Annotated in this window: 9 protein-coding genes and 1 pseudogene; all 10 read left to right on the forward strand. The window is 69.5% G+C overall.

Annotated features, from left to right (window positions below):
- Positions 1 to 967, forward strand: a pseudogene (locus INR38_RS26540) (hypothetical protein); the annotation flags it as partial.
- 82 nt (positions 968 to 1,049) lie between these two features.
- Complete coding sequence (locus INR38_RS26545; RefSeq protein ID WP_012204004.1) at positions 1,050 to 1,574, forward strand: OmpA family protein; 525 nt, start codon at positions 1,050 to 1,052, stop codon at positions 1,572 to 1,574.
- 112 nt (positions 1,575 to 1,686) lie between these two features.
- Positions 1,687 to 4,905 (forward strand): Mur ligase, encoded by a 3,219-nt coding sequence (locus INR38_RS26550; RefSeq protein WP_242699212.1) that lies wholly within the window; start codon positions 1,687 to 1,689, stop codon positions 4,903 to 4,905.
- A 99-nt stretch (positions 4,906 to 5,004) separates the two neighbouring features.
- Positions 5,005 to 6,903, forward strand: a complete 1,899-nt coding sequence (locus tag INR38_RS26555; protein ID WP_207476010.1) for an ATP-binding cassette domain-containing protein — start codon at positions 5,005 to 5,007, stop codon at positions 6,901 to 6,903.
- On the forward strand, positions 6,900 to 8,276 hold the full coding sequence (locus INR38_RS26560) for an HlyD family type I secretion periplasmic adaptor subunit (protein WP_043823924.1): 1,377 nt from the start codon (positions 6,900 to 6,902) through the stop codon (positions 8,274 to 8,276). The genes INR38_RS26555 and INR38_RS26560 overlap by 4 nt, the downstream gene beginning before the upstream one ends.
- The gene (locus INR38_RS26565) at positions 8,276 to 10,036 is read left to right on the forward strand and encodes a TolC family protein (protein WP_207476011.1); all 1,761 of its coding nucleotides are present in this window, start codon (positions 8,276 to 8,278) and stop codon (positions 10,034 to 10,036) included. Before INR38_RS26560 ends, INR38_RS26565 begins: the two co-directional genes overlap by 1 nt.
- A 105-nt stretch (positions 10,037 to 10,141) precedes the next feature.
- On the forward strand, positions 10,142 to 10,318 hold the full coding sequence (locus tag INR38_RS26570; protein WP_013803749.1) for a Flp family type IVb pilin: 177 nt from the start codon (positions 10,142 to 10,144) through the stop codon (positions 10,316 to 10,318).
- A gap of 91 nt (positions 10,319 to 10,409) precedes the next feature.
- Entirely contained in the window at positions 10,410 to 10,586 is a 177-nt protein-coding gene (locus tag INR38_RS26575) for a Flp family type IVb pilin (protein WP_013803750.1), read from the forward strand.
- A gap of 2 nt (positions 10,587 to 10,588) precedes the next feature.
- Positions 10,589 to 11,158, forward strand: a complete 570-nt coding sequence (locus tag INR38_RS26580; protein WP_013803751.1) for a prepilin peptidase — start codon at positions 10,589 to 10,591, stop codon at positions 11,156 to 11,158.
- A 192-nt stretch (positions 11,159 to 11,350) separates the two neighbouring features.
- Positions 11,351 to 12,397: a Flp pilus assembly protein CpaB gene (gene cpaB / locus INR38_RS26585; RefSeq protein WP_207476012.1), complete on the forward strand. Its 1,047-nt coding sequence runs from the start codon at positions 11,351 to 11,353 to the stop codon at positions 12,395 to 12,397.
- The last annotated feature ends 2 nt before the right edge of the window (positions 12,398 to 12,399 follow it).

Consider the following 12,399-nt stretch of genomic DNA (forward strand, 5'->3'; position numbering starts at 1 on the left):
TGACGGCCTGGTCGGCGGTCTGCTGGGTGGCGACGGCGGCCTGCTGGGCGGCGTCCTTGGCGGCGATGGCGGCCTGCTGGGTGGCCTCACGGGCGGACTGACGGGCGGCTCCGGCCTGGTCGGCGGCCTGCTCGATACGGTGGTCGGCGACAACGGCATCGCTGGCGGACTGCTGGGCGGCGACGGCGGCCTGCTGGGCGGCCTCACTGGCGGTCTGACGAGCGGCTCCGGCCTGGTCGGCGGGCTGCTCGACACGGTGGTGGGCGACAACGGCATCGTTGGCGGACTGCTGGGCGGTGACGGCGGCCTGCTGGGTGGCCTCACGGGCGGCCTCACTGGCGGATCGGGCCTGGTCGGTGGCCTGCTGAACACCGTGACGGGCGACAACGGCATCGTCGGCGGGGTGCTCAACACCGTGGCCGGTGACAACGGCGTCGTCAGCGGCGTGCTGGACACGGTGGCAGGCAACAACGGCATCGTCAGCGGCGTGCTCGACACCGTGGCCGGTGGCAGCGGCATCGTCAGCGGCGTGGTCAACACCGTGGCGGGTGACAACGGTGTCGTCAGCGGGCTGGTCAACACGGTGGCTGGTGATCACGGCATCGTCAGCGGCGTGGTCAATACCGTGGCGGGCGACAACGGTGTCCTCAGCGGACTGGTCAACACCGTGGCCGGCGACAACGGAATCGTCAGCGGCGTGGTCAACACGGTCGCCGGCAACAACGGCATCGTCAGCGGCCTGCTGGGTGGCGGCAGCAGCGGCGGCGGCCTGCTGGGCGGGCTGCTGGGGGGATCGTCCGGCGGCGGGCTGCTCGGTGGCCTGCTGGGTGGCACATCGCACGCGGCAGCGGCCTCGGTCGCCGAGCTGGATCCGATTGCCACCTCCATCAGCAGCCATGCCAGCAGCACGGCCGATGCAGCAGCCAGCGTGCTGACGCAGCAACTGCACCACAACACCCTGCTCTGAGCGGCCGCGGCGCCTGCGGGCGCCGCATCCATCCCCTGCGCCGCCGCCCCACGGTGGCGGCGCACGTCCCAGGAGATCCTCCATGTCACACACTTTCAGGCTGTGCACCATCGTGCTGCTGGCCGCAGGGCTGGCCGCCTGCGGATCCACCGCCACCACCAGCACGCAGCGTTCCGAGCACCACTACGCCTTCGGCAAGGCCCCGGCCCCGGCGCCGGCAAGCTCCGGCGTCGCGCCCGTGGTGGCCACCACGCAGGCCGACCAGCGCGGGCCCGCCAACGTCGCCCACATCGTCTACTTCGACTTCGACGCCTACACCATCCGCAACAGCGACCGGGCCATCGTGGAAAGCCATGCGCAGTGGCTGCGCAGCAATCCCGGGCGCTCGGTGATGCTGCGCGGCCATACGGACAGGCGCGGCGGCATCGAATACAACCTGGCGCTCGGCCAAAAGCGTGCCGACGCGGTGCGCAACAGCCTGCAGCTGCTGGGCGTGAACCCGGCCCGCGTGGAGTCCGTCAGCTACGGCAAGGAGCGGCTGGCCGACGAAGGCACGAGCGAAGAAGCCCACCAGCGCAACCGGCGCGTGGAATTCGACTACCGCTGAGCCGCCGCGCTCCGCATCCGCCTGCCGCCGGGCCGCCATGAAGGAACAGATCCGCACGCGGTCGGTGCACCGCGGCCCGGCGTCCCGTCCCCACGGGAAGAGCAGCCTCCCAATGACCCTGACCGAGGCCGAGAGCATGTTGTCGCAGCAATTGGCAAATGGCCTGGAGTACCTGGCACGGCACATGGTGCTGCTGCCCGAACCCTACCCCGGCTGCATTCTTTTCTTCACGGTGTCGGCCGAGAACAAGGTTGCCTCCGTCTTCCACGTGCGCGCCACCACGCTGGAGGCTGCCTGGCGCGAGGGTGCGACACGCGTGCGCCAATGGGCCTGGGCCCGCAAGCGTGACGAGGTCGATCTGCGCATCGACTGGGCGCAGGACATCACGCCCCTGAAGGCGGACAGTCCGCTGCCGGACTGCAGCGCCTGGACCCAGGCGCCCATGCGCTCCCTGGCCCTGGCTGATGCCAGCCTGGAGCGTGCGCAGCTGCTGCAGCCCCTGCTGCCAGATCCGCACCCGCTGGGCAGTGAAACAGGCAGCGCCCAACGGCCCCTGCACCCGCCCTGCCTGCTGCTGCACCTGCGCGGCATCTATATCAGCGGGGAGCAGCCCGCCCTGGCCGTGCCGCGCACCGACCCGCCCGAGCAGCGCCTTTGGCCCCACCTCGTGCCCGTGCACTCTGCGCTGCAGCAACTGCTGGCGCAGCAGGGCAAGGACGGAAGCTGGCCCGGTTGCGAGGATGTCTGCGACCACCTGGGCGTGACCTACGCCCTGCTGCAGGCCCGGCGCCATGCGGGCAGCGCCGCGCTGGCGCAGGCCATTGCGCTGGCCGTGGACCATGTCGAGCAACGGCTGCAGCCATTGCCCGGCGACTGCCTGCCCAGCGCGCTGGCCATGCTGGTGCTGGCCCGCCACCTGCGCAACAGCTTTGTCCTGGGGCCGGGAGCCGACAGCCAGGCCCGCGCCCGCATTCCGGCGCTGATGGACCCGCTGGCGGAAAGCCTGCTGTCCATGGCTGCCGCTTCGGCCAGCACCACCAAGGCGGCCGCCGCTGCCACCAATGCCGCTGAAGCCGGCACACCCCGCTCCGGCCAGCCCATGCTGACCTGGGCCGAGCTGGCCATGCATGTCTATGCAAGCTCTCGCCCCCCCACCAGCGACAGCCCCACGCTGCGCGCGGCGCGCAGCGCACTGCCCGACACGGCGGCCCTGCCTGCCGCCTTCCTGCAGGCCGCGCTGCCGCAGCTGCTGGGCATGGATGGCGGCAATGACGGCAATGGCGACGATGGCGACGATGGCGAAAGTATCGAGAAGGCAGGCGCCCTTTGTGCACGCTGGATAGGCATTGCCCTGGTCGAGAGCCTGCAGCTCGACGCAGGCCTGGAGCCGCAGCCCACCGACCTGCTGCGCCAATGGCAGATCAGCCTGCAGCGCCATCTGCAAGGCATGGCCCAGCGCGCCATCTGGCCTGAGCAGGCGCTGTACCTGCCGCCCGCCCGGCGCCGCCATGCAGCCTTTGCCGATGGCAGCCTGCGCCAGGTCCTGCAGTCCCCGCGCGAAATCGCCTGGCTGCTGGCATCCAGCCTGGCAGGCCTGGAACTGCTGGACGCTCTGACCCAGGCACTGGGCTCGGCCACCAGCCATGCCGCGGCCGAATCCGGGGAAGACGCGCTGCCTGCGCAGGCAGGCCACGGCTTGAGCGCGGGTGACAGCCCTGCCAAAGCTTCCCCGCCCTCGCCATCACTCTCCCTCACGTCGCGGGCCGATGAGACTGCGGGCCAGCCGGCTTTTCCGCCCACAGCGGGCTCCATGTACCCGTCCATGTCCTGGGACAGAGCTTCCCTGGCCGAACTGATGAGCGGGCGCTGGCTGGATGCAACGACAGAGCCCGGCACAGATCCCAGTACCGATAGCCGCACAGATAGCGGTACCGGCTGCGCGGGATTGGATGCCAGCCGCCTGCACCACCAGCCCGGCGCCGCCGTGCTGGTGCGGCGTGCAGGCATGGCCCTGGGCGTGCAGGCTGCGGCCCTGCCCACGCTGCGCGCCTCGGCGCTGATCAGCAGCAGCCCGCAGGGGCTGCTGGACCATGGCGTGCCGGTGCTGCATGTGCCTGATATGGAAGAGGGCCTGCGCAATCTGGCGCAGGCGGCCCGCCGCCGCATCCAGTCGCCCGTGGTCGCCGTCAGCGGCTGCGTGGGCAAGACCTCCACCCTGGGCATGATGCGCCAGTGCCTGCAGGACGGGGGAGACGCGCGTGGCGATGCCCTGCTGTCCCAGGGCACGGCGCTGCAGATGATCAATTGGAGCGAGGCCTCGCCCTGCGCCCTGCTGGAGCTGCCATTGCAGGCACTGCGTGGCGACCTGCCGCTGATTGACCCAGATATTCTGGTTATTACTAATCTTTCAATAAATAACACCCCCCATTCAGGGGAGTCCGAGCCCTCCGGACAGGCCGGTCTGTCCGGTGAAAGAAAATACGAAGCATTGCAGGAAGTGCTTGAGGCCATGCAGCTCATGCACAAAGGCAGTGCGCTGGTCACCGATCAGGACATAGGTGAAAACCCCAGTGTTATTGAGCATGCCAAACGCATGGGACTGCGCCTGATCACGTTTGGCCCCCATTGCAATGCACAGGTCCGTGAAATGGGGTTTCACAATGGAAATCTGCAAATAGGCATGGGCAGCCTGCGCCTGGGCATTTCCCTGCAATCCGACGGCCACCACATGGCACTCAATGCGCAGGCGGCCCTGGCGGCCCTGCATGCATTGGGCTATGCGCCCGCACAGGTGCAGGCCTCCCTGGCCCATTGGCAGCCCATGATCGGAGCCGGGCAGCCGCAGCTCCTGCCCAGTGGAATCTGCCTGCTGGACCACAGCCTGAGCAACCACTTACTGTCCATGACGGCTGCATTTTCCCAGCTGCAGTCGGTCGCTCCTCATGTGAGCAGAAGGCTGATCGTGCTGGCGGGCATACAGCCCGGCCAGGCCAGCATCGACGCTGCGCAGCTGGCCCTGGAGCCGCTGGTGCGGGATGCCCAGGCCCGGCGCGTGCTGCTGTACGGGGAGCCGCTCAGGCCGCTGGCGGCAGCCTTGGGCGATCTTTTGCACGTCAATTGGTATGACGATCTGAATCAGCTGATTTGCTCGCTGCTGAGAACAACCCATAAAGGCGATACGGTTTTGTTGGCCGGCCGCGCCACGACCAATCTTGCCCTGGCGGCCGATGCCATACGGGATAGTTTCAGTGGCCACGGGGGCCATTTAATAGCGTCTATTCAGGCTCCCTGCTTTGATCCACATCAAAAACAAATGAACATGCATTCTTGATTGAATAAAACTTATAGAGGGCTGTATATAACTCGCTACAGTGTTTGTGAAACGAGTACCTTTACATTTTGTAAAGATGCTTACTAAGCCCATCAGAACATGATCCGATACCTTCTTCCCCGTCAGTTGGCCAAGGCCACGGCGATGCCGTCGGGAACGGAGACGGTGGGGGCTTTTGCATCTGCCATCGCCGAGTCCTTCGACCGGGCTGCGCACCAGCTGCGCCGGGCTGGCTGGCTGTCGCTGCCCATCAGTCTGCTGGGCCTGCTGCCGTCCATCTTCCTGCTGCAGGTCTACAACCGCGTCATTGCGCGTGGCGGCACCGCCACCCTCACGGCCATGGTGGCGGGCGTGCTGTTCTTCCTGGGCGTGGAATGGTGGCTGCGGCGCAGGCGCGCCCGCGCCCTGCGCGAAGCCGGCGCCATGATCGACCGCGACGTGTCCCAGGCGCTGATGCACTCCATGCTGCGCCACCCGCTGGCCGCGCTGGAGCAGCGCTCCTCCAGCCAGTGGCTGCAGCTGTTCCGCGACGTGAGCGCCATGCGCTCGGGCATGTCCGGGGGCCTGGCGACCTCGCTGCTGGACCTGCCCATGGCCCTGCTGGCCCTGGTGGTCATCGGCATCATTGCCTGGCCCGTGCTGCCGGTGATTCTGGTGGCCATGCTCATCATGGGCGTGCTGGCCTGGTGGTGGGCCGACGAGGTGCGCAGCGGCCGCGTGGAGGAAATCGCCCAGGCCCGCATGCTGGACCGGGGCACGGCCGAGATCTGCAATGCCCGCGCCACGCTCAAGGTGCTGGGCTACGACGCCGCCGCACGCCAGAACTGGCAAAGCGGCTATGACCGCTGGCTGGCCGAGAGCTTTGGCAAGAACGGCGAGATGGAAAACGCACGCGAGGCCAGCACCGTGCTGCTGACGCTGTTCTCCATTGCCGTGATCACCGTGGGCGCCATTGCCATCAATGCGCAGTGGATGAGCATCGGCAGCCTGATGGCCGTGAACCTGCTGTCGGGCAAGGCGCTGGGCCCCATCTCGCAACTGGCCAGCAACTGGCGCTCGCTGGCCCATGCCAACGAGGCCGCACGCCGCCTGCAGGCCGTGCTGGAGGAACCCGTCGAGGCCATGACCGACACCGTGGACCTGCCCCGGCCCCAGGGCCGGCTGCGCCTGGACCAGGCAAGCTTCCACTACCCGGGCGGCCATGTGGCGCTGGAGCAGGCATCGCTGGAGATCGGCCCCGGCGGGCTGCACGCCATCGTGGGGCGCAACGGCGCCGGCAAGTCCACCCTGGCCAAGCTGCTGGCCGGCCTCTACCAGCCCACGCAGGGGCGCATCTTCATCGATGAATACGACATGGCCCAGTTCCCGCGCGCCGAACTGGGCCGCTGGATAGGCTGCCTGGCCCAGCAGGTGTACTGGTTCAGCGGCCCCATCGTGGACGGGCTGCGCATGGTCAACCCCGATGCCGACGACCACAAGATCGTCACCGCCTGCCAGATCTCGGGCGCGCACGGCTTCATCAGCCGCCTGCCCCAGGGCTACCAGACCGTGCTGGGCGAAGGCGGCGCGGGCCTGTCGGCCGGCGAGCTGCGCAAGCTGGCCCTGGCCCAGCTGTTCCTGCGCAACCCCTCGGTGCTGATCCTGGACGAGCCCAGCAACGACCTGGACTTCGAGAGCGAAACCGCGCTGCTGCAGACGCTGCGGCAGATTGCGCTCAAGCACACGGTCATCGTCGTCACGCACTCGCTGCGCGTGGCCTCCATGGCCCAGCACCTCTACCATGTGCGCGGCGACGGCGGCATCGAGCATGGCTCGCCCCAGCTGCTGCTGCCCCAGCTGTTCGGCACGGCGCGCGAGCCTGCGGCTCCCGCAGCACCCGCAGCACCCGCAGCGTCCGCAGCGTCCGCAGCGTCCGCAGCGTCCGCAGCCCCCGCTACGCCGGCCGACCCGGCCCCGCATGCCGATCACCCCGCCGTGGCGCAGGAGCTTGCCTCATGAGGGCCGGGCGCTACGACGACCTCCCCCTGGTGCTGCGCCAGTCGAGCGAAGCGCAGGCAGCCGTGCACGGCCAGCCGCCTGCGGACGCGTCCGGCGCAACGCCCCCCACCCCTGGCCGCACCGCCCTGGCGCGGGGCAAGTGGCTGCTCGTCATCCCCGTCGCCGCCCTGGTGGTCACCGGCCTGTTCTATCCGGTGGAGAACGTGGTGGTCGCCAGCGGCCAGGTCATCCCTTCCGACCGCGTGCAGACCGTGCAGCATCTGGAAGGCGGCATCGTCACCGCCGTCCATGTGCGCGAAGGCCAGGCCGTGACCCAGGGCCAGCCGCTGCTGGAAATCGACCTGGGCAGCAACAGCCTCAACCTCGAACAGCTCACCGCCCGCATGGCCACGGCCCAGGCCGTCAAGGCGCGTCTGGGCGCGGAAAGCCAGGGCCGGCCGCTGCAGCGCACCGCCTTCCCCGCCGACCTGGACGCGCAGGTGGTCCAGGCCGAACTGGGCGCCTTCTCGGCACGCGCGCTGGAGCACCAGGGCAGCCTTGCCGCAGCCCAGGCACAGCTGCAGCAGGCGCGCGGCGACGTGGCCCAGGTGCAGGCGCGCATCGAGGGGCTGGAGACCAATCTGCGCCTGCACCAGCAGGAAGCCTCCATTGCCGGCCAGCTCGCCTCCGAGCAGCTGATAGGCCAGCTGGAAGTGCTGGACAAGCAGCGGGCGCTGGAGCAGGTCCGCGCCGAGCTGGCTGCCTCGCGCCAGACGCTTTTCAGCAACCGCGCCAAGATCGAGCAGGCCCAGGCCAAGCTGCAGGAGACCCAGGGCGCCTTCCGCCGCCGCGCCTCCGACGAGCTGGCCCAGACCGAACGCGAGCTGGCCAGCCTCAACGAAGACCTGGTCCGCGCCCGCACCCAGCGCACGCGCACGGCCGTGCTGGCGCCCACCAGCGGCTTCGTCAAGGGCCTGCGCAGCTCGGGCGCAGGCTGGGTGGTCAAGCCCGGCGAGCCCATCCTCGAAATCGTTCCGGACAAGGACGAAGTCATCGTCGAGGCGCGCCTGAGCCCCGCCGACCGTGGCTATGTGCACCCCGGCCAAGCCACCCGGGTGAAGATCTCGGCCTACGACTTCCTGCGCTACGGCTCGGTGCCCGGCCAGGTCACCCTGGTGGCGGCCGATGCCGACCGCGATCCCAACCTGGCCGACTCGCCCTCGTACTTCCGCATCCAGGCCAGCCTGGAGCAGCCCTGGGTGGGCCGCACCGACAACCGCATCACCACCGGCATGCAGGCCGAACTCGACCTGCTGCTGGGCCACGAACCCTTTATCTGGTATTTGCTGCGGCCCGTGCTGCGCATCCAGAGCGAAGCCTTCCGGGAGCCCTGATGCCAGGCCGCCCGACCTCCCCTTCCATGGGCTGGCACGTCCGCTGCCACACCCGGCTGCGCCAGCTGCTGGCCGCTGCCTGCTGCCTGTCCGCACTGCAGGCGCTGCAGGCCGCTGCCGCGCCCGTGGCTGCGGCGGACAGGGACCTTGATACGGACATCGGCATGGTTGCCGCAGCCGCACCCGCACCCGCATCCACATCCGCAAACACGGCCGCAGCCGCACCGGACCCCGTGGTCCTGCGCCTGGCCCAGCACCTCACGCCCGGCACGCTGGCCAGCGACGGCGGGCAGCGCCGCCTGCTCGATGCCCTCTACGCCCTGATCGACGAATACCCCGACGTGCGCAAGGCGCGCGCCGCGCTGGAATCGGCCGGGCATGACGTGAACACCGCGCGCGGCGCGCGCTGGCCCACCTTCAAGGTGGGCACTAACACGGGCGATGCCAAGCTGCGCCGGGGCCGCGAGTCCTACACCGCCGTCAACGCCGAAGTGCGCATGGCCCTGCTGGACGGCGGCGCCATCGGCGCGGGCATACGCTCGGCCGAATCGCAGGAGGCGGCCCAGGGCAGCGTGCTCTACGGCACGCGCCAGAACGTGCTGCTGGAGGCGCTGACCGCCCTGCTGGAGCTGCACCGCTTCGAGGACAAGGCCCGCGTGGCAGCCGAGTCGGCGCGCATCATCGGCCAGCTCGCGCGCATCGAGGAGCGCCGCGCCGAACTGGGCGCCGTAGGCCGCAACGACCTGCGCCAGGCCGCCTCGCGCCAGGCCGGCGCCCTGGCCCAGCAGCACGCGCTGGAGTCGCAGCGCATGGATGCGCAGGCCCGCTTCACGCGCTACTTCGGCTTCACGCCCCAGCCCGGCTGGCTGCCCCAGCTCAACGTGCCCGTGCAATGGATGCCGGCCAACGAGGACTCGGCCCTGCAGGCCTCCGAAACCGTCAGCCCCGAGCTGCAGGAGATGGAGCAGCAGATCGAGAAGGCCCGCGCCGAAGTGGACCGCAGCAAGTCCCAGCGCTTTCCCACGCTGGCCGCCGTGGTGGCCCACACGCGCGACCCCAGCGGCGTGCTCTATGCCGAGGGCACACGCTACGGCGTGGAGCTGAGCTGGAACTTCGGCAACGGCTTCGAGCTGCGCGACCGCATCCTCAAGGCCATCAACGAACTGCAGGCCCAGGAAGCGCAGCAGGAAACCGTGCGCCGCCAGGTGCGCGAAACCGCCTCCGCCGCCTGGGGACGCACCCAGTCCGGCCGCCAGCGCGAAAGCCAGCTGGCCGACGCCGTGCGCGAGGCGCGTGCCGCCTTCGAAGGGCGCCGCCGCCTGCTCGAAGTCGGGCGCGGCAGCCTGGCCCAGGTGCTGGACGCCCAGCTGGACATGCAGCGCCTGCTGCTGGACGAGGCCGACGCCATCTACGACCAGCGCATCAACGAACTGCGCCTGGCACGCACCACCGGCCGCCTCCTGCCCCAGGACCCGCCCGACCATTGGCTGAACGCGCTGTTCACCCCGCAAAAACCGATTCCGGCAGGTGGTGGTGCGCCAGGCACTGCCCCCATGGACGAGCCCGGGAACGCGCCCGGCCCTGCGCCCGACATCCAACCCGGCCCTGCGCCCTCGCGCATCCGCCCCGAACCCCAGGACGCTGCCGTGGCCACCCTGTCCGCCAGCGCCATGCCCCAACGAATACAGCTGCGCCTTGAGCAGCAGTTGCGCCCCGTTTCAGACGCTTTTCCAACCACCGCCTCGCGACAGCAGTGGTGAAGTGAGAAGCGGCAGGTGAGGTTTCCCGTGCAGCGGCCGGCTTCTGCCCATCGCCAGCCGCCGCCATCGACAACGATGGGCTTTTGCAACCGAAAGGACGATGCCATGACCGACATCATCAAGAACTTCTGGAAAGACGAAGAAGGCGCCACCGCCATCGAGTACGGCTTGATCGCCGGCCTCATCGCCGTGGGGATCGTGGTGGGCGCCACCGCGCTCGGCACCAATCTGAATGGGCTGTTCACCCGGATCGCCACCAAGCTCACCGGCTTCGTTCCCTGAGCGCCGGCTCCGGCGCGATCTGGCCGGGCTCGGGCGGGGCTTGCCTCCGCCCCCGGCGCCAAGGCATTTTGCAAACCGAAAGGACCATGCCATGACCGAAATGATCAAGAACTTCTGGAAAGACGAGGAAGGCGCCACCGCCATCGAATACGGGCTGATTGCCGGCCTGATTGCCGTGGGCATCGTCGTGGGCGCCACCGCGCTGGGTACCGATCTGAACGGACTGTTCAGCCGGCTTGCCACCAAGCTCAACGGACTTGCCCCCTGAAGATGGAGTGGGCCTCGCTATGGCTGTGCGTCTGCATCACATGGCTCGCAACGATTGCGGTCATGGATCTGCGCATCCGGCGCGTGCGCAACTGGATGGTGCTGCTCGGCCTGGCCACAGGCGCGGCGGCGCTGGCCAGTGGGGCGCAGCCGTTCCAGGTCTCGGCCTGGAACGCGCTGGCCGGACTGCTGGCGGGGTTTGTCGTGCTGCTTCCTTTCTATGCACTGCGCTGGATGGGAGCGGGCGACGTCAAGTTCGGCGCGGTCGCAGGGCTGTGGTTCGGGCTGAGCTTCGACCTGCTGCTGATCTGGACTGGCGGCAGCCTGCTGGCCGGCCTGCACGGCCTTCTGGTGCTGTCATTGCGCCACCTGAGCCACAGCCCCACCGGCCTGTGGCTGCAGGCCCGGCTGCCCCTGGCCTGGGCGGCCCGCCTGGCACCGCTGGGCGCTGCGTCTCAGCCCGCAGGCGCCACCGATGGACCGCGCCAGCCCCAGCGCTCCATTCCCTATGCCGGCTACATGGCCATTGCGGCCATCGCCCTGGCCTGGCGCCACAGCCAGCCGCTTGCCTGAACGGGAGATGCCCATGCAGATCGCTTTCCCCTCGCCACGCACCACACGGCCCGGCCCCGCCGCAAGCCGCCGCTGTGCGCTATCCGGACGCTTTCCTGCCCTGGCGGACCCTCTGCGCCATGGCAGGAAAGCGCCAGGGCAGCCCCCATGCCTGAACACCGTCGCCACCCACTTGCACCAGGAGCCCCAGCCATGAACCTCACCAAGATTCTTGCCGGACTGCTGGTTGGGTTGGCCATCGTGCTCGCAGGCCTTGCCTGGCTGCTGGGCAGCCAGCCCGCACGCCCCGTGGCCCAGCCCTCGCCGGCCGCCTCGGCGCAGCCGGCCCCCGAGCCCGTGCCGCAGCATGCCGTCGTGGTCGTGGCCCAGGCCATTGCCGCAGGCCAGCGCATCGGCAGCGAGGATGTGAAGCTGGCCCAGCTGCCCGCCCCCGTACCCGGCAGCTTTGCCGCGACCGACGACGTGCTGGGCCGCACCACGCTGATGGCGCTCACCCCGGGCACCCCGCTGTTCGAGCAGCAACTGCTCAGCGGCCTGGCGCTGCAGCTGGAGCCGGGACAGCGCGCCCTGGCGATTGCCATCCGGGAGCAGATGGCCGCGGGCCACCATGTGCGCCCCGGCGACTTCGTGGATGTCTACTTCACGCTGGACGGCAAGTCCGACCAGGCCCCCGTGGACGCGCAGACCCGGCTGCTGCTGGCGCGCAGCCGCGTGCTGGCCTACGGCTCCGGCAGCGTGGAACGCCCACCCATGCCGGCCGTCCAGCGCCAGGCGCAGCAGGACAAGGAATCGGCAGGCTCGTCGCTGCGCCGCGCCAGCGCTGCGGATCAGACCGGCCAGCGCCCTGAGAACGTGCAATCGGCCGTGCTGGCCGTGCCGCTGGACGATGTGGAGCGCCTCACGCTGGCCGAGAAATTCGGCCAGCTCACCCTGGCGCTGCGCAACCCGGACGACCTGTCCGTGCCCGATCCCAAGCTCTTCGCCGCCCTGCCCGGCGCACTGCAGCCGGTGCCGGGTCGCCTCCGGAAAGACCAGGCATTGGAGGGTGCAGACCGCGCCTTCGCCGGCCTGCGCATGCAGGACCTGGCCACCGGCGCCGACGCCAAAAACATCCGCAAGCCTGCCGCCCAGCCCATGACGGCCTTCGCACCCGCCGTGCGGCCGCCGCCGCAGCGGGCCCCGCGCGAACGCACCGTGGAGCTGCACAACGGAGCCGCGGTGCAGATGGTGAACTACTGAAA

The sequence above is a fragment of the Delftia sp. SD018 genome (assembly GCF_017355445.1).
Lineage (GTDB): Bacteria > Pseudomonadota > Gammaproteobacteria > Burkholderiales > Burkholderiaceae_C > Comamonas > Comamonas acidovorans.